Consider the following 17,199-nt stretch of genomic DNA (forward strand, 5'->3'; position numbering starts at 1 on the left):
CCCCAAGGCGCTGTCGCTGCAAATGACTGGAATCGTCCAGCTTTGCGTGGCGGTGTCTTCTCCCCAGCCCCTTCAAGGCCGCCGCCCGTCTGGCGTTGGCCTGGATTTGCGGCCCAGCCTCCATAAGGCCTGTGGCGCGCAAAGAGGGGTGATACACAAGGAATTTCCATGAGCCTCAAATGCGGCATCGTGGGCCTGCCCAATGTGGGCAAGTCCACCCTCTTCAACGCGCTGACCAAGGCCGGCATCGCCGCCGAGAACTACCCGTTCTGCACCATCGAGCCCAACACCGGCGTGGTGGAAGTGCCCGACCCGCGCCTGCAGCAACTGGCCCAGATCATCACCCCCGAGCGCATCGTCCCCGCCATCGTGGAGTTTGTGGACATTGCCGGCCTGGTGGCGGGCGCCAGCAAGGGCGAAGGCCTGGGCAACCAGTTCCTGGCCCACATCCGCGAAACCGACGCCATCGTCAACGTGGTGCGCTGCTTTGAAGACGACAACGTGATCCACGTCGCAGGCCGCGTGGACCCGATTGCCGACATCGAAGTCATCCAGACCGAGTTGTGCCTGGCCGACCTGTCCACCGTGGAAAAGGCGCTGAACCGCTACAGCAAGGCCGCCAAGTCGGGCAACGACAAGGAAGCCGCCAAGATCGTTGCGCTGCTCACGCCCATTCAGGCAGCGCTGGACCAAGGCAAGCCCGCCCGCACCGTGCCCGTAAGCAAGGAAGACGCACCGCTGCTCAAGCCGTTTTGCCTGATCACCGCCAAGCCCGCCATGTTTGTGGGCAACGTGAGCGAAGACGGCTTTGAGAACAACCCGCTGCTCGACCGACTCAAGGAATACGCCGCCGCCCAGAACGCCCCCGTGGTCGCCATCTGCGCCAAGATGGAATCCGAAATGTCGGAAATGAGCGATGAAGACCGCGACATGTTCCTGGCCGAAATGGGCCAGGACGAACCCGGCCTGAACCGCCTGATCCGCGCTGGCTTCAAGCTGCTGGGCCTGCAAACCTACTTCACCGCTGGCGTGAAGGAAGTGCGCGCCTGGACCATCCGCGTGGGTGACACCGCTCCGCAAGCGGCGGGTGTGATCCACGGCGACTTCGAGCGCGGCTTCATCCGCGCCCAGACCATCGCGTTTGAAGACTTCATCCAGTTCAAGGGCGAGCAAGGCGCCAAGGATGCGGGCAAGATGCGCGCCGAAGGCAAGGAATACGTGGTCAAGGATGGCGACGTGTTGAATTTCTTGTTCAACGTGTAAGCGCTGCAAGGTGCGTTAAGCGCCTCTGCTGACCGGCGTTTGAACCCCGCCAAGCACAAAGCCCCGCTGATGCGGGGCTTTGTGCTTGTGGTGGCTGGCTTGGGTGTGTGCAGGCGCGTTTCACACCATCATGGCCTGATGGTGCCCGCAGGGGTATGTCGTCTTTTCTGGCGATGGCAGAGCGTAGGTTTGAGGTAAAAATGGCCTCTAGCGCCTGCAGAATAAGCGCTGGCAGCTATTGAATCGATAGCGAATTGGCGATGCGATGCGATGCGATGCGATGCGATGCGGTGCGATGCGGTGCGGTGCGCCCAGGCCAGCCCTCACGCCTCGATAGCCCCTACAACCCCACCTGCCCCGGCATGAAGTACAGCAGCACGCTGGTCATCACCAGGTAGCGCAGGAACTTGCCCACCGCCATGTACGCCAGGCAGGGCCAAAAGGGCAGTTGAAGCCAGCCTGCCACGGCGCACAACGGGTCGCCCACGCCGGGCAGCCAGCTCAGCAGGCAGGCGCGGGGGCCAAAGCGGCGCAGCCAGTTCAGGGCGTGCACCTCGGTGGCGCTGCCACGGGCCCGGTCCACCGCCTTGTGGGCGCCCAGGCCCATCCACCAGCTCACGGCGCCGCCCAGCGTGTTGCCTACGGTGGCCACGGCAATGGCGGGCCAAAACAGATCGGGGTTGAGCTTGATGAGCCCGAAGACCGCAGGCTCTGACCCCAGCGGCAGCAACGTGGCCGAGATGAACGAGACCACAAACACCGTGCTCAGCCCAAACTGCGGCAGGGCCAGCCATTGCAGCAACTGGTGCATCCATATTTCCATAGGCTGGGAGTGTAGGGGGCTGCTGCGGTGGCGTCCGATGGGAGGTGGGTGGCCATCCGAGGCCCCGTGAAATATTCTGTTGCGTTTTTCATTTGCTGAAATTTTGAGCAGGTACAATCCTGCCTCCTTTTTCAGCATTCGCTGCCAACCCCTCCCGCACACCCTATGCACATCGGCCAGTTTCCTTTGGCGAATCGCCTGTTCGTCGCCCCCATGGCGGGCGTGACGGACCGGCCTTTTCGCCAACTGTGCAAGGCGCTGGGGGCTGGGTATGCAGTGAGTGAAATGGTGACCTCGCGCAAGGACTTGTGGAACAGCCTCAAGACCTCGCGCCGGGCCAACCACGAAGGAGAGCCGGGCCCCATTGCCGTGCAAATTGCCGGTACCGAGGCGCAGATGATGGCCGAGGCGGCGGTCTACAACGTAGAGCGCGGCGCGCAAATCATCGACATCAACATGGGCTGCCCGGCCAAGAAGGTATGCAACAAGTGGGCGGGCTCCGCCCTGATGCAGGACGAGGCGCTGGCCGTGTCCATCGCGCAGGCGGTGGTCGAAGCGTGTGCGCCGTTCAACGTGCCTGTCACGCTGAAGATGCGCACCGGCTGGTGCCAGCAGCACAAAAACGCTGTCTCTCTGGCGCGTCAGTTCGAATCCATTGGCATCCAGATGCTGACGGTGCACGGCCGCACGCGCGAGCAGGGCTACAAAGGCCAGGCCGAGTACGACACCATCGCCGCCGTCAAAGCGGCGGTGAAGGTGCCCGTGGTGGCCAACGGCGACATCACCTCGCCCGAAAAGGCGCGCGATGTGCTGGCCTACACCGGTGCCGACGCCATCATGATCGGCCGCGCCGCCCAGGGGCGGCCCTGGATCTTCCGCGAGATCGCCCACTTTCTGGACACAGGTGAGCACCTGGCGCCACCCCTGGTGGCCGAGGTGCGCCGCCTGCTGCTAGACCATTTGCACGACCATTACAGCCTGTATGGCGAGCTGACCGGCGTGCGCAGCGCCCGCAAGCACATTGCGTGGTACCTGCGCGCCCTGCCGGGCGGCGAAGCCTTCAGGCAGCACATCAACACACTAGAAGACAGCGCCACGCAGTGGCAGGCGGTGGCCGATTTTCTGGAAGCCCTGGGCACCCAGATGGACCGCATGCCCGCCGCCACGGCGGCGCTGATCGACGCAGAAGAACAAGAGGGATTGCCTGCATGAGCAAACAACACATAGAAGAGTGCGTCCGTGAAAGCCTCCAGGGCTACTTCCGCGACCTGGGCGGTGAAACGCCCGACGGCATGTACGACATGCTGGTGCGCGTGGTCGAAAAGCCGCTGCTGGAGGTGGTGATGAGCCACGCCGAAAACAACCAGTCCCGCGCGGCCGAATGGCTGGGCCTGAACCGCAACACCTTGCGCAAGAAGCTGGTGGAGCACAAACTGCTCTGAGCCGCACCGCAGGTGCCCTCAGGGCTGGTTGCTATAGAAAATATAGCTGCCAGCGCTTATTAGATAAGCGCTAGAGCCCGATTTCATTTCAAACTTTACCTCCACCATGGCCATGAACGCACTCCTTTCCGTATCCGACAAGACCGGCATCGTTGACTTTGCCAAAGCCCTGCACGCGCTGGGCATCAAGCTGCTGTCCACCGGCGGCACTGCGCAACTGCTGGCCAAAGAAGGCCTGCCCGTGACCGAGGTGGCCGAAGTCACCCAGTTCCCCGAAATGCTGGATGGCCGCGTGAAGACGCTGCACCCCAAGGTCCACGGCGGCCTGCTGGCCCGCCGCGAGCTGCCTGCCCACATGGCGGCTCTGAAGGAACACGGCATCGACACCATCGACCTGCTGGTGGTCAACCTCTACCCCTTTGAAGCCACCGTGGCCAAGGCAGGTTGCACACTGGCAGACGCCATCGAGAACATCGACATTGGCGGCCCCGCCATGGTGCGCAGCGCCGCCAAAAACTGGGCCGACGTGGGCGTGATCACCGCCGCCGACCAGTACGACGCCGTGCTGGCCGAACTCAAAGCCAACGGCAAGCTGAGCGACAAACTGCGCTTTGCCCTGTCGGTGGCCGCGTTCAACCGCATCGCCCAGTACGACGGCGCCATCAGCGACTACCTCTCCTCCGTCACCTTCGACGAAGCCAAGCTGTCGGAAACCTATGTGCCCGAGCGCAGCCAGTTCCCTGGCCAAAGCAACGGTGCTTTCATCAAGGTGCAAGACCTGCGCTATGGCGAAAACAGCCACCAGCAAGCCGCGCTGTACCGTGACCTGCACCCCGCACCCGGCTCGCTGGTCACCGGCGTGCAGCTGCAGGGCAAAGAACTCAGCTACAACAACATCGCCGACGCCGATGCCGCGTGGGAATGCGTCAAGAGCTTTGACGCCGCTGCCTGCGTCATCGTCAAGCACGCCAACCCCTGCGGCGTGGCCGTGGGCCTGGACGCGCTGGACAGCTACAGCAAAGCCTTCCAGACCGACCCCACCAGCGCCTTCGGCGGCATCATTGCCTTCAACCGTGCCGTGGACGGTGCCGCAGCCGCCCAAGTCAGCAAGCAGTTTGTAGAAGTGCTGATGGCCCCAGACTTCACCCCCGAAGCGCTGGAAATCTTCAAGGCCAAGGCCAATGTGCGCCTGCTCAAGATCGCGCTGCCCGCGCACGGCGGCACCACCCACTGGAGCCGTGGCCGCAACGCCATGGACACCAAGCGCATCGGCTCGGGCCTGCTGCTGCAATCGGCCGACAACCACGAGCTGTCGCTCATCGACCTGAAGGTGGTGACGCACAAGCAGCCGTCGCTGGAAGAAATGTCGGACCTGCTGTTCGCCTGGAAGGTGGCCAAGTACGTCAAGAGCAACGCCATCGTCTTCTGCAAGAACGGCATGACCATGGGCGTGGGCGCCGGCCAGATGAGCCGCCTCGACTCGGCCCGCATCGCCAGCATCAAGGCTGAACACGCCAAGCTGTCGCTGCAAGGCACTGTGGTGGCCAGCGATGCCTTCTTCCCCTTCCGCGACGGCCTCGACGTGGTGGTGGATGCAGGCGCCACCTGCGTCATCCAGCCCGGTGGCTCCATGCGCGACCAGGAAGTGATCGACGCCGCCAACGAACGCGGCGTGGCCATGGTGTTCAGCGGCGTGCGCCACTTCCGCCATTGATTCCGTCATTGATCGGCCATCTGCCCCACATCGCTCAAGGCGCAGACCATGCAGCCAGACGATGACACCCCACCGCCCCGGCCCCGCTGGCTGGGGTGGGCGCTGATCGCCTTCGGGCTGCTGATCACCTTGGGCATGCTCAACCTGGGCGTGCGCATGGTGCTCACGGCCAAGCCCCCGCAGACCGAAGCACCGGGGCACGTAGCACCGCAGCCACCGGCCTCTGCAAACCCTGCAGCCCCTACCGCTCCTGCAGCCGGGGCTTCAGGGGCCGCAGTAGCCCCCAAAACCACCTCACTGGCCGGGCAAGCCTTGGTGGAAGCCAGCGATTGTTTGCGCTGCCACGGCATGGACCGCCGCTACGTCGGCCCATCCTTCCGCCAGATTGCGGCCCGCTACCAAGACCGCTCCGACGCCGCCGCCTATCTGGCCCGGAAGATCCGCGAGGGCAGTGTGGGTGAGTGGGGGCGTACTGTGATGCCTCGGCACCCCCAGGTCAGTGAGGTGCAGGCGCAGGCGATGGCGCTTTGGGTGCTGGGGTTGCCGATTGCGGTGGGTGGGAAGTCGGTCTCTCAGCAGCAGTGATCCGCGCTGGACTTCCCGGGCCGTTGCACATCTAACGGGGTGGGGGATGGACGCGAAGGCTGGAGACGCCGCTATTAGGTGCGCATGACAGAAGCACCCAAACTTTTGTCATCAATCACGCACCTTTCGCAGGATCAACGCTGTGGATCGGCTGAGCGAGAGACTCTGTTCCACCCACCACTCACGGCAGTTGACGCAAGATTTCGGGTGGGATTTGCCCATTTTGGATTCGCAAACTCACGTCTGTATCAGGTGAAAATTTGCCGTCTTTTTCGCGGTAAGCAAAAACCAACCACTCTTCACCAGCCTTTGCTACAAAAGGCCTGATTCCGCAGAATATTTCCATCTCTGTCGGTTCTACTGGCGTCAGCACCGTCGCTTGCTCTGCCTGTTGGTTGGAGCCGTACCAATGCACGGCTTTGAACTGTATCCCCCAGTATTGCCGCGCGTCCTTTGCCGTTTTTGCGTGACTCTTTGGCGGCAGTTTGGCCACTGACTCAACCACACCACGAAAGATGACTGGCTGACCAAATCCAACAGGTTGCACGAATGTTGGGTAACGCTTTAACTTGACTACAAAACTGTCGACTGCGGTTGGCGTTCGACTGCATGAGTGTGCGGGCAATGCCGTCAAGCCAAGTCCTAAACAAGCCGCTACGGCCAAGGTGCGAATCTTGATTTTTATCGACAAGCCAGTCTCGTTCACTTGGTTCTCCTCGCAAGTAAGGTCTATTGATCTTGTGAAAAATGGTACCCCACGGGCAAAGTCCTCCAACCTTGCGTCGGTGGCTGATGTAACACTCTTTTTGAATCCTTGGCCCCTTGGGGGAGTGCGATAGATGGGCACTCATCTTCCATTTCGCAAGCAGTAGCCGGCATCAAATGGGTACGGCACTTTGATAGCTGATCGCCGTTGGGTTTGCTATATGTGTTTTTGATGTGAAATTTCAATAAAAATAGCCTCCAGCGCTTATCAATAAAGCGCTAGAAGCTATGGTTTTAGTAGCGGAATGGCGCTGAATCAAGCACCAAAATTCATCGGCAACCCCACATAGTTCTCTGCCAGCGACCGCGAAGCAGCCTCCGAATTCACCAGGTAATCCAGCTCCGCCTCCTGCATCTTCTGGCCAAACGCGCCGGTCTCTGGGAAGTGGTGCATCAGCGAAGTGAACCACCACGAGAAGCGCTCGGCGCGCCACACCCGGCGCAAGCAGCGGTCAGAGTAGGTGTCGATGCCTGCGCGGGATTTGTCGTTGTAGAAGTCGGCCAGCGCATTCCACAAATAGCCCACGTCGCTGGCGGCCAGGTTCAGACCCTTGGCGCCGGTGGGGGGCACGATGTGGGCGGCGTCGCCCGCAAGGAACAGGCTGCCAAAGCGCATGGGCTCGGCCACAAAGCTGCGCAGGGGGGCGATGCTCTTTTCGAGCGAGGGGCCGGTGGTCAGGTTCTCGCGGGCTTCGGGGTCCAGGCGGTTGCGCATCTCGGCCCAGAAGGCGTCGTCGCTCCAGTTCTCGACCTTGTCGGTCAGCGGCACTTGCAGGTAGTAGCGGCTGCGGGTGTTGCTGCGCATGCTGCACAGCGCAAAGCCCCGGTCGGTGTGGGCGTAGATCAGCTCGTGCGCCACGGGCTTCACATCGGCCAGCAGGCCCAGCCAACCAAAGGGGTACACGCGCTCGTAGGTGCGGATGGCGTCCTCGGGCACGCTGGCGCGGCACACGCCGTGGTAGCCGTCGCAGCCTGCGATGAAGTCGCAAGTGAGGGTGTGGGTCTGGCCGTCTTTTTCGTAAGTGACACGCGGCGTGGCTCCGTCAAAGTCGTGCACTTTTACGTTGGCGGCTTCGTACACGGTGGTCAGCCCTGCGGCGGCGCGGGCGTCCATCAGGTCTTGCGTCACTTCGGTCTGGCCGTAGACCGTGACGCGGCTGCCGCCCGTCAACTGGTGCATGTTGATGCGGTGGCGCTTGCCCTTGAACAGCAGCTCAAAGCCATCGTGCGGCAGGCCTTCGGCATGGGCGCGGGCGCTCACGCCTGCTTGGTCCAGCAGGTCCATGGCCACTTGCTCCAGCACCCCGGCGCGGATGCGGCTGAGCACGTAGGCGGGGCTGCGCTGCTCGATGATGACGGCGTCGATGCCGGACTTGTGCAGCAATTGGCCGAGCAGCAAGCCCGCAGGGCCTGCACCGATGATGGCAACTTGGGTTCGCATGTCTCTGTACCTCGTTGTAGGTGGTGAAAGATCGTTGAAAACAACGGGGTTGAGCGTAGGCGCCAAGGGGCGCTGCGACCAGTGGCTGGGCTGGATAGCGTGCGATGATTGCGCGCCGTGTGCGATCATCGCGCAGTAATTGACGCGCGTCATGACGCCCGTTGCGCGCCACTCCGGTGCCTTGCGGTGCGCTGCCGGGTGCTGGCGCGGTGGTATGAGCCGTCGCAGGAGTTTGTTTTATGGCCACTTTTCCCATCGCCAAGTCCGATCTCATCGAGGGCATGGCCAAAGGCATGGCGGTGCTGGAGAGCTTTGACACCGAGCGCCAGCGGCTCAATGCCACGCTGGCCGCGCAGCGCACGGGGCTGACGCGGGCGGCGGCGCGCAGGCACCTGCTGACGCTGGCGCACCTGGGCTACCTGGAGACGGACGGTAGCTACTTCTGGCTGGCACCCAAGGTGTTGCGCTTCTCAGGCAGCTACCTCGCGTCAGCCCGGTTGCCCCGCGTGCTGCAGCCCACGCTCAACCGGCTGGCGGCGCAAACGCAGCAGTCGTTCTCTGCCGTGGTGCTCGATAGCGATGAGGTGGTGATCGTGGCGCGCAGCGGGGTGTATGGCGCGCCATCGCGCACTATGGCCTATGGCCTGCATTTGGGGGCGCGGTTGCCTGCGCACCCCACATCGACTGGGCGGGTGCTGCTGGCCGCGCTGCCTGCGGCGGAGTTCACGCAGTGGCTCAAGGGCTGCACGCTGCAGCGGCTCACGCCCCACACCCTCACGCAAGTGGGCGCCCTGCGCAAGGTGGTGGCCCAGGCGCGGCGCGACGATTTTTGCCTGGCCGTGGAAGAGCATGAGCTGGGTGTGCACGCCCTGGCAGTGCCACTGCGCAATCTGCAAGGGCTGACAGTGGCGGCGCTCAATGTGGTGGCGTCACCCCAGCAAATGCAGGGGCAAACCCTGCAGCGCGACATGCTGCCGCTGCTGCAGGAGGCCGCGCGCGAGCTGCGGGGGTTGCTGTAGAGGCTGCGCGCAGGCCACGCTGGGTGGTGTGGTGGTGCGGCCTGCGGCTGCGCGGCGTCAGGCTGCGACGATGCGGCCCACACCCGCTGCACCCGCCACCACCTTGAGCGATTTGTCCGTGCTGGCTGTGTAGCTGCGGCTGGTGATGGTGCTCACATACACCCAGTCGGCCCGGCATTCGGTGGCTGTGGCGGTGACCACCATGTAGCCACGGCGCGAGGTGTCGCAGTATTGCAGTGGGCCAATCAGCTGCTCGAGCGCGCCTGCCAGCGTGGCGGGCTTTTCATTGGGCAGGTATTCCTCAAACCCGGGCGAGGTGACGGACGAGGTGGCGAACTCCACGCCCACGGCCTTGCCGTTCATGTCCAGCAGCTCGTTGGCCCAGGCGTTGTGCGTGTCGCCCGCCAGCACCACCAGGTTTTTGCCCAGGCTGCGCGAGGTGGCCAGCACGGTTTCGCGTGCGGCCTGGTAGCCGTCCCAGGCGTCCAGGTTGTAGGGAATGGAGGGCTGCGCCAGGATGGCCTGCTCTGCGGGCGTGAGGCTGCTGGGGTTGCTCTGCGCACGCGCCACCAGGGCGGCGTACTGGCTGACGCTCACGCCTGCGCCGGGCTGCAGGGTTTCCATGAGGATGGGCGCAGGGATGTTCATGCGCCCCATCAGCACCTGCTGGCCCAGCACCTGCCAGGTGGCGGTGGATGCGGCCATTTGCTGCTGCAGCCATTGCGTTTGGGTGGTGCCCATCAGCTGGCGGCTGGGGTTGCCCACCGCTGCCGTAAAGCCTGCCGCATCGAAGCCGCTGGCGGTGAAGAACTTGCTGTAGCTCAGTTGCTCGTCGCGGGCGATCACGCGCGTGTCGAGCATGTGCAGGGCCACCAGGTTGCCAAAGGCAAAGCTGCGGTAGATCAGCTCAGGCTGCGCGTTGCGGGTGGGCATCCACTCGTGGTAGGCCTGCATGGCGGCGGCTTTGCGAACGCTGAAGCTGCCTTCGGTGGCGCTTTGGTGGTTCTCGGCCCCGTCGCGCCAGGTGTCGTTGGTGACTTCGTGGTCGTCCCACACGGCAATCATGGGGGCAGCGGCGTGCAGGGCCTGCAGGTCGGCATCGGTCTTGTACTGGGCGTGGCGCTGGCGATAGTCGGCCAGGCTCACGATTTCATTGGCGGGTGCGGACAGGCGGCCCATGGCGCTGGCGTTGGCCGAGGCGTAGCCCCCCTGGCCGTATTCGTAGATGTAGTCGCCCAGGTGCACCGTGGCGTCCAGGTCGTTGCGCTTGGCCGCGTCGGCGTACACGTTGAAGTAGCCCGCGGGGTAGTTGGCGCACGAGAACACCGCCAGCTTGACCTGCGCCACGCTGCCCGTGGGCAGGGTGCGGGTGCGGCCGGTGGTGGATGTGGCTGCATAGGCCTTGAAGCGGAAGTGGTACGCAGTGGCGGCCTTCAAGCCGGTGGCATCGACCTTGACGGTGAAGTCCTTGCTGGCGAGTGCCGTGGTCTGGCCCTGCGCTACGAGGGTGGTGAAGGTGCTGTCGGTGGCGACTTCCCAATCGACGGGGATGTCGCTGGTGTGGCCTGTGGGCGGCGTCACGCGCGTCCACAGCATCACGCGGTCTGCCAGCGGGTCGCCACTGGCAATGCCGTGGGCAAACTGCACAGCGGGTACATCGTCGCTGCCACCGCAGGCGGCCAGGGGCAGGGTGCCCAGGGCGGCGGCGGCCAGGCCCATCTGGCGCACAAAGTGGCGGCGGCTGGGGTGGGCTTCAGCGGCGTCGCGGATGGGGTGGGGGGATGAGAGGAGTTTGTCGGTCATGGCGCAGGCCGGTGGGGTAAAGCCCCCGAGACTGCCTGCGCCGCATGACGATGGTGTGAACCGGGCAGAGGTGCTGTCGTCTCTGCTACAGGTTGAAAGAAAATGGGGCTCTAGCGCTTACCAAATAAGCGCTAGCAGCTATTCTTTTTATAGTGTTTTGAACACTTCGCGCGCGGCTGCCACGGTGGCGGCGATGTCGTCGGCCGTGTGGGCGCCGCTGACAAAGCCCGCCTCGTACAGTGCGGGGGCGATGTACACGCCGCGATCCAGCAGCCCGTGGAACAGCTGGTTGAAGCGGGCGCTGTCGGTCTTGAGCACGGCAGGGTAGTTCTGGGGCAGCTCGGGCAGCAGGAAGAAGCCGAACATGCCGCCTTCGCAGTCGGCGCTGAAGGGCACGCCTTCTTCCTTGGCGGCCTGGGCCAGCCCATCGACCAGCGAGCGGGTGGAGGCCGACAGTGCATCGAAGAAGCCGGGCTTCTTGATCTCGCGCAGCGTGGTCAGCCCGCAGGCCGTGGCCACCGGGTTGCCCGACAAGGTGCCTGCCTGGTACACGCCGCCCAGCGGGGCCAGGTGTTCCATGATGGCGCGTGGGCCGCCGAAGGCCGCCAGCGGCATGCCGCCGCCAATGACCTTGCCCAGCACGGTGATGTCCGGCTTGAAGCCGGGGATGCTCTTGGCATACACGCTTTGCGCGCTGCCCAGGGCCACGCGCAAGCCGGTCATCACTTCATCGAGCACCAGCAGCGCGCCGTGTTCGGTGCACAGCTCGCGGCAGCGCTGCATGAAGGGCACGCTGGCGCGCACAAAGTTCATGTTGCCCGCGATAGGCTCGATCATCACGCAGGCCAATTCTTTGCCGTGCAGGGCAAAGGCTTCTTCGAGCTGGGCGACGTTGTTGTATTCGAGCACCAGGGTGTGCTGCACCACTTCAGGCGGCACGCCCGCGCTGGTGGCGTTGCCAAAGGTGGCCAGGCCCGAGCCGGCCTTGACCAGCAGCGAGTCGGCATGGCCGTGGTAGCAGCCCTCGAACTTGATGAACTTGCTGCGACCCGTGGCGCCGCGTGCGAGGCGAATGGCACTCATGCCCGCTTCGGTGCCCGAGCTGACGAGGCGGATCATCTCCATCGATGGCACCAGGCCCAGGATTTCTTCGGCCAGCTCCACTTCGCGCTCGGTGGGGGCGCCGAAGCTGAAGCCTTCGAGCGCCGCCTTTTGCACGGCTTCGAGCACGGCGGGGTGGCCGTGGCCCAGGATCATGGGGCCCCAGGAGCCGATGTAGTCGATAAAGCGCTGGTCGTTGGCGTCCCAGAAGTAAGCGCCTTGCGCACGTTTGACGAAACGTGGCGTGCCGCCCACGGCCTTGAAGGCCCGCACGGGAGAGTTCACGCCGCCGGGGATCAGCGCCTTGGCGCGTTCAAACAGAGGAATATTGAGATCAGTGCTTGGTGTCATGGGGGGGCATTACAAAGCCTTCGATGGCTTGTGTTTCGTCAAGGGAATCTGCTTCGCTGTCTTCTGACTCGTCGTCATCGGGCTGGGCCCAGAACATGCGGTCGGGAATGATGTGGCCCATGCCGGGTCGAAAGCCGGCGTCCAGGCAGCGGTCCAGGTAGTTCAGGGCTTCGCTGGTGGCCTCGCCCAGGTCGTTGCCGCTGCCCACTAGCGCCGTGAGCGCTGCCGACAATGTGTCGCCCGCGCCCGAGAAGGTGGCGTCGAACAGCTCGAACTTGCCGCTGCCCAACACCGTCTGGGGGGACGCGAGAACGTTCTCGACAAACTGCTCGGGCAGCGGAATGCCGGTGACCAGGGTGTAGGGCACGCCCATCTCGGAAGCGGCCCGGGCAATGTCGCGGGCGGTGGGGCTGCGGTCGCTGCTCCAGTCAGGCAACAGCCAGCGCCACAGCGTGCTGTGGTTTCCAACCAACACTGAAGTTTGCGGTAACAGCAGTTCGCGAAAGGCGTCCAGGTACTCGTCGATCAGCTCTTCACGCCACCACGATAGGTTGGGCATGTAGGCGATGACGGGCACCTCGTCGTAGTCGGTGGTGATCTCGGCAATGGCGCTGATGTTCTCGGGGCTGCCCACAAAACCGACCTTGATGGCCTGCACGGGCAGGTCTTCCAGCACGGCTCGGGCCTGCTCGGCCACGGCCTCGTCTTCCAAGCAGAAGTGCTCGAAGATCTGCGCGGTGTCACGTGCGTAAGCGCCCGTGACCACGGCGATGGCGTGACCGCCCACGGAAGAAATGGTGGCAATGTCGCCCGTCAGGCCGCCTGCGCCGCTGGGGTCGCTGGCATTGAAGACCAAAATGCAAGCCGGGCTGGATTCGTCCGATGCGTCGTCACTGTCCAGGTCATCGGGCGCGGGGGGGAGGGGGGTGTGAGTTGTCATGATCCAGTTCCTGCATCAATGGTGGCATAGAAGCAGCAGCCCGCAGAGATGACTAGATACAATCGTTGCATTCTATGTGAAGGCCCATTAAGCTGTGATCGACTCTAAGACGTGGATGTGTTTGATCTGTGGTTGGATCTATGACGAGGCGGCTGGTTCGCCCGAACATGGCATCGCACCCAACACGCCTTGGGACCAGGTCCCCATGAACTGGACTTGTCCAGAATGCGGAGCCCGCAAAGAAGATTTTGAGATGGTGCAGATTTGAAGCGCGGCTCCTGCTGCGGTGTTTATTTTTTCCATCGGGAGCAGTAACAATTGACTACAACAGGCGCATCTTTCAAGGTGCTCGTGGTGGATGACAGCAACACCATCCGTCGAAGCGCCGAGATTTTTCTCAAGCAGGGGGGGCACGAAGTCTTGTTGGCTGACGACGGCTTCGATGCTTTGGCCAAGGTGAATGACTATCAGCCTCAGCTGATTTTCTGTGACATCCTCATGCCGAAGTTAGACGGGTATCAAACTTGCGCGATCATCAAGCGCAATGCCCGTTTTGCAGACACCCCGGTGGTGATGCTTTCCTCCAAAGATGGCGTGTTCGACAAGGCCCGTGGCCGCATGGTCGGCTGCCAGGAATACCTCACCAAACCCTTTACCAAAGACCAGTTGCTGCAGGCTGTGCAGCAATTTGGTAATTCCCAACTAGGAGCGATGTAATGCCCATCCAGAAAGTGCTGGTCGTCGACGACTCGAAGACCGAGTTGATGTTTTTGACAGACCTGCTGCAGAAAAAAGGCATGCAAGTGCGCACGGCAGAAAACGCCGAAGAAGCTTTTCGTCGTCTGGCTGAAGAGAAGCCAGACCTGATCTTGATGGACGTTGTCATGCCCGGTCAAAACGGCTTTCAGCTGACCCGTGCCATCAGCCGCGACCCGCTGTATGCCGATGTGCCCATCATCATGTGCACCAGCAAAAACCAGGAAACAGACCGCGTCTGGGGGATGCGCCAAGGTGCCCGTGGCTACATCACCAAGCCGGTGGACCCGGCTGAGCTGCAGTCCAAAATTGACGCGCTGAACTGAGGCAGCGGCGCGTTCATGGCCAATCGCGAAGCCCTCCGGGAGCTCCAGGTACGTCTTGCCGGCCGTTTGCAGGCCGCGAGGGTTGAGGGCTTGTCCGTGTCATCCTGGCTGGCAGTCGAATCTGCTGGCCAGTCTTATTTGTTGCCTTTGGCGCAGTCGGGCGAAATTTTCCCCTGGGTTGCTGTGCAGCCTGTGCCCTACACCCAGGCGTGGTTCCTGGGGGTTGCCAATTTGCGCGGTGGCTTGGTGGGGGTGGTCGATCTGGCCGGCCTGCTGGGCTCGTCCGTGCAGCGGACCGATCAAATGCTGTCGGAGTCCAGTTTGCTGGCGTTCAACGCCGCATTGGATGTCAATGCGGCGCTGCTGGTGGACCGCTTGGCTGGCTTGCGCGGCACGGATGCCTTTGTTTCATCCGAGGCACCTCCTGAAGACGCTCCTGCCTTTTTCGGCACTGTCTATGTCGACGCGGGTGGCGTTCGCTGGCAAGAGCTGAATCTCCAAATCCTGTCCCAACATCCCGCATTCCTAAGCATCAGTGCTTGAGTTTTTCTGTAAGGCTGCACCATGTCCGTCGTCAATCAATTTGGAAAACTGTTCAATCGGAAGCCTGCACCGCAAGATGCAGAGCCTGGCGCTGACGGCAACAACGATTTGCTGTCTGCTGGTGGCCCCGATGGGAGCACGTCGCGTGATCCCTACCAGGTGGATGCCATGAACAGTGTCCAGGGCGAAAACGATTCCTACTCTCCCGATCCTGATGCGGGAGACGCCTTGGGCGTTGACGCGGAGCAGATTACCTTGCCCGTGCTGGGCAGTGCGACGGCGGCTGCGCACCAGCGCCGCCTGCTGGCATTGCTGGCCGTGGGCGTGGTGGCCCTTGGCTTGATTGCCGCATGGGTGCTGCGCCAAGCCGACCAGTCTGCGCAGCAACTGGCTGCGACCGGCCAGTCCTTGATGCAGTCGCAGCGTTTGGCTAAATCGGTTTCGCAGGCGCTGGTGGGTAGTCCCCAGGCGTTTCCGGACGTGGTGGAAAGCTCGGGCGTGTTGGCCCGTAACATCCGCGCTTTGACCGGTGGTGATGGCGAGTTGGGCGTGCCTGCTCTGGGCGAGCCCTACAAGCCGGAACTGGACGCTGTGAACCCCATGATGGAGCGCGCTGAGCGCAATGCTGGCGTGGTGATGGGCCAGCAAAAGATCCTGACCCAGGTGGGTGACGCTCTGCGCACCATCAACCGCCAGTCGTCTGACCTGCTGGAAATCGCTGAAACAGTGTCTTCCTTGAAACTGCAGCAAAACGCTCCCGCCTCTGAAATCTCTGCAGCCGGCCAGCTGGTGATGTTGACCCAGCGTATTGGTAAGTCCGCCAACGAATTCCAGACCATGGAAGGTGTGAGTCCTGAGGCCGTGTTCTTGCTGGGCAAGGACTTGAACTCGTTCAAAGAAATCGCACAAGGCATGTTGGACGGTAGCCCTGAACTGCGTTTGGCTGCCACCAAGGACGCTCAGACCCGCGAGCAATTGGACGGGCTGGTGAAGCTGTACGAACAGACGCGCACACAAGCCAGCGCGATTCTGGGCAACCTGCAAGGTCTGGTGTCTGCGCGTGAAGCCCAGTCCGCCATCATTGCAGACAGCGAACCATTGCGTCGCCAACTGGAAACGCTGCAAAGCAAGCTGTCTGCCCAAACCGGTGTGGGCGCCGGCCAATTGGCTGCTCTGGTGTTGGCCAGCGCGTTCTTGCTGGTTTGCGGTTTCTTGCTCTCGCGTGTTCAGCTGCTGGACAGCCGTAACCGCCAACGCACTGCGGAAGTTCAACAAAAGGACGCCAAGCGCCAAGAACAGGAAGCCAAGCGCGTCAATGACGCCAACCAGGCCGCCATTTTGCGTTTGATGAACGAACTGCAATCGGTTGCTGAAGGCGACTTGACCCAGGAAGCCACGGTGACGGAAGACATCACCGGCGCTATTGCTGACTCGGTGAATTACACGGTGGAAGAATTGCGCCAACTGGTGGGCAGCGTGCAGAACACGGCGACCCGAGTGGCCCAGACGACTGCCCAGGTGGACAGCACGTCGACCGAGCTGCTGGCTGCCTCTACCGAGCAGCTGCGCGAAATTCGTGAAACCGGCCGCTCTGTTCTGGACATGGCGACCCGCATTAACGAAGTGTCCACCCAAGCCCAAGAGTCTGCTACGGTGGCCCGTCAATCGCTGCAAGCCGCTGACTCCGGTCTGCAGGCCGTGCAAAACGCCATCGGTGGTATGAACTCCATCCGTGACCAGATTCAGGACACCTCCAAGCGTATCAAGCGCCTGGGTGAGTCCTCGCAAGAGATTGGTGAAATCACTGAACTGATTTCTGATATTACCGAACAGACCAACGTGCTGGCGCTGAACGCAGCTATTCAGGCCGCATCTGCTGGTGAAGCCGGTCGCGGCTTCTCTGTGGTGGCGGAAGAAGTGCAGCGTCTGGCGGAACGTTCCGCAGATGCGACGCGCCAGATTTCTGCGCTGGTGAAGGCCATTCAGACCGACACCCAAGACGCTGTGGCCGCTATGGAGCGTTCCACGCAGGGGGTGGTGGAAGGTGCGCGTCTGTCTGACTCTGCCGGTACCGCGCTGTCCGAAATTGACCGCGTGTCGCGCCGTCTGGCTGAACTGATTGAGCTGATCTCGTCTTCGACATCACGTGAAGCCGTTTTGGCTAACGAAGTGGCTGACAACATCCAGCACATTTTTGCGGTGACCGAGCAAACTGGTGAAGGTACCCGTACCACGGCACAACAGGTTCGTGAGCTCTCGCACATGGCCGAAGAACTGCGCCAATCGGTGGCACGTTTCAAGATCGCCTGACGCTAGTCATCAACCAG

At 62.6% G+C, this 17,199-nt stretch carries 17 protein-coding genes; 11 read left to right on the plus strand and 6 right to left on the minus strand.

Annotated elements, in window-relative coordinates:
* Nucleotides 1-168 precede the first annotated feature (168 nt).
* Nucleotides 169-1,263, plus strand: coding sequence for a redox-regulated ATPase YchF (gene ychF, locus C8C98_RS12475; RefSeq protein WP_121454548.1), 1,095 nt, complete (start codon nt 169-171; stop codon nt 1,261-1,263).
* A gap of 340 nt (nt 1,264-1,603) precedes the next feature.
* Here the strand turns inward: ychF and C8C98_RS12485 are convergent, their stop codons facing one another.
* A complete protein-coding gene (locus tag C8C98_RS12485; protein ID WP_121454549.1) occupies nt 1,604-2,086 on the minus strand; it encodes a YqaA family protein in 483 nt (160 codons plus the stop codon).
* A gap of 165 nt (nt 2,087-2,251) precedes the next feature.
* On the opposite strand from C8C98_RS12485, the gene dusB reads away from it, so the two are divergent.
* The 4 genes from dusB (at nt 2,252) to C8C98_RS12505 (ending at nt 5,827) form a co-directional block, all read left to right on the plus strand.
* A complete protein-coding gene (gene dusB, locus C8C98_RS12490; RefSeq protein WP_121454550.1) occupies nt 2,252-3,298 on the plus strand; it encodes a tRNA dihydrouridine synthase DusB in 1,047 nt (348 codons plus the stop codon).
* On the plus strand, nt 3,295-3,528 hold the full coding sequence (locus C8C98_RS12495; protein ID WP_099658077.1) for a Fis family transcriptional regulator: 234 nt from the start codon (nt 3,295-3,297) through the stop codon (nt 3,526-3,528). Before dusB ends, C8C98_RS12495 begins: the two co-directional genes overlap by 4 nt.
* Nucleotides 3,529-3,634: 106 nt before the next feature.
* Nucleotides 3,635-5,242 carry a bifunctional phosphoribosylaminoimidazolecarboxamide formyltransferase/IMP cyclohydrolase gene (gene purH / locus C8C98_RS12500; protein WP_199726590.1) on the plus strand — a complete coding sequence of 536 codons (1,608 nt, stop codon included), beginning with the start codon at nt 3,635-3,637 and terminating at the stop codon, nt 5,240-5,242.
* A gap of 48 nt (nt 5,243-5,290) precedes the next feature.
* Nucleotides 5,291-5,827 (plus strand): c-type cytochrome, encoded by a 537-nt coding sequence (locus C8C98_RS12505; protein WP_121454551.1) that lies wholly within the window; start codon nt 5,291-5,293, stop codon nt 5,825-5,827.
* A 181-nt stretch (nt 5,828-6,008) separates the two neighbouring features.
* Here C8C98_RS12505 and C8C98_RS21570 read toward each other — a convergent pair whose 3' ends face one another.
* Nucleotides 6,009-6,533, minus strand: coding sequence for a hypothetical protein (locus C8C98_RS21570; RefSeq protein WP_147436366.1), 525 nt, complete (start codon nt 6,531-6,533; stop codon nt 6,009-6,011).
* Between the two features lie 315 nt (nt 6,534-6,848).
* Complete coding sequence (pobA, locus tag C8C98_RS12510) at nt 6,849-8,033, minus strand: 4-hydroxybenzoate 3-monooxygenase (RefSeq protein ID WP_121454552.1); 1,185 nt, start codon at nt 8,031-8,033, stop codon at nt 6,849-6,851.
* 239 nt (nt 8,034-8,272) lie between these two features.
* On the opposite strand from pobA, the gene C8C98_RS12515 reads away from it, so the two are divergent.
* Nucleotides 8,273-9,052 (plus strand): IclR family transcriptional regulator C-terminal domain-containing protein, encoded by a 780-nt coding sequence (locus C8C98_RS12515; RefSeq protein ID WP_121454553.1) that lies wholly within the window; start codon nt 8,273-8,275, stop codon nt 9,050-9,052.
* Between the two features lie 57 nt (nt 9,053-9,109).
* Here the strand turns inward: C8C98_RS12515 and C8C98_RS12520 are convergent, their stop codons facing one another.
* The 3 genes from C8C98_RS12520 to C8C98_RS12530 all read right to left on the minus strand — a co-directional run bounded on the left by C8C98_RS12520 (nt 9,110) and on the right by C8C98_RS12530 (nt 13,247).
* Nucleotides 9,110-10,855, minus strand: a complete 1,746-nt coding sequence (locus C8C98_RS12520; RefSeq protein ID WP_121454554.1) for an alkaline phosphatase — start codon at nt 10,853-10,855, stop codon at nt 9,110-9,112.
* A gap of 147 nt (nt 10,856-11,002) precedes the next feature.
* On the minus strand, nt 11,003-12,307 hold the full coding sequence (hemL, locus tag C8C98_RS12525; RefSeq protein WP_121454555.1) for a glutamate-1-semialdehyde 2,1-aminomutase: 1,305 nt from the start codon (nt 12,305-12,307) through the stop codon (nt 11,003-11,005).
* Nucleotides 12,291-13,247 carry a bifunctional hydroxymethylpyrimidine kinase/phosphomethylpyrimidine kinase gene (locus tag C8C98_RS12530; RefSeq protein WP_121454556.1) on the minus strand — a complete coding sequence of 319 codons (957 nt, stop codon included), beginning with the start codon at nt 13,245-13,247 and terminating at the stop codon, nt 12,291-12,293. Before C8C98_RS12530 ends, hemL begins: the two co-directional genes overlap by 17 nt.
* A gap of 94 nt (nt 13,248-13,341) precedes the next feature.
* Between C8C98_RS12530 and C8C98_RS12535 the strand changes: the two genes are divergently transcribed.
* Genes C8C98_RS12535 through C8C98_RS12555 form a run of 5 tightly spaced genes read left to right on the plus strand, consistent with a single transcriptional unit; the run spans nt 13,342 to nt 17,182 of the window.
* Nucleotides 13,342-13,515 (plus strand): rubredoxin, encoded by a 174-nt coding sequence (locus tag C8C98_RS12535; protein WP_099658085.1) that lies wholly within the window; start codon nt 13,342-13,344, stop codon nt 13,513-13,515.
* Nucleotides 13,516-13,565: 50 nt separating this feature from the next.
* The gene (locus C8C98_RS12540) at nt 13,566-13,964 is read left to right on the plus strand and encodes a PleD family two-component system response regulator (RefSeq protein ID WP_044398823.1); all 399 of its coding nucleotides are present in this window, start codon (nt 13,566-13,568) and stop codon (nt 13,962-13,964) included.
* Nucleotides 13,964-14,329, plus strand: coding sequence for a PleD family two-component system response regulator (locus tag C8C98_RS12545; RefSeq protein WP_044398821.1), 366 nt, complete (start codon nt 13,964-13,966; stop codon nt 14,327-14,329). Before C8C98_RS12540 ends, C8C98_RS12545 begins: the two co-directional genes overlap by 1 nt.
* A gap of 15 nt (nt 14,330-14,344) precedes the next feature.
* On the plus strand, nt 14,345-14,872 hold the full coding sequence (locus C8C98_RS12550; protein WP_121454557.1) for a chemotaxis protein CheW: 528 nt from the start codon (nt 14,345-14,347) through the stop codon (nt 14,870-14,872).
* Nucleotides 14,873-14,893: 21 nt separating this feature from the next.
* Nucleotides 14,894-17,182 carry a methyl-accepting chemotaxis protein gene (locus tag C8C98_RS12555; protein WP_121454558.1) on the plus strand — a complete coding sequence of 763 codons (2,289 nt, stop codon included), beginning with the start codon at nt 14,894-14,896 and terminating at the stop codon, nt 17,180-17,182.
* The last annotated feature ends 17 nt before the right edge of the window (nt 17,183-17,199 follow it).

The organism is Acidovorax sp. 106 (genome assembly GCF_003663825.1).
GTDB lineage: Bacteria > Pseudomonadota > Gammaproteobacteria > Burkholderiales > Burkholderiaceae_C > Acidovorax.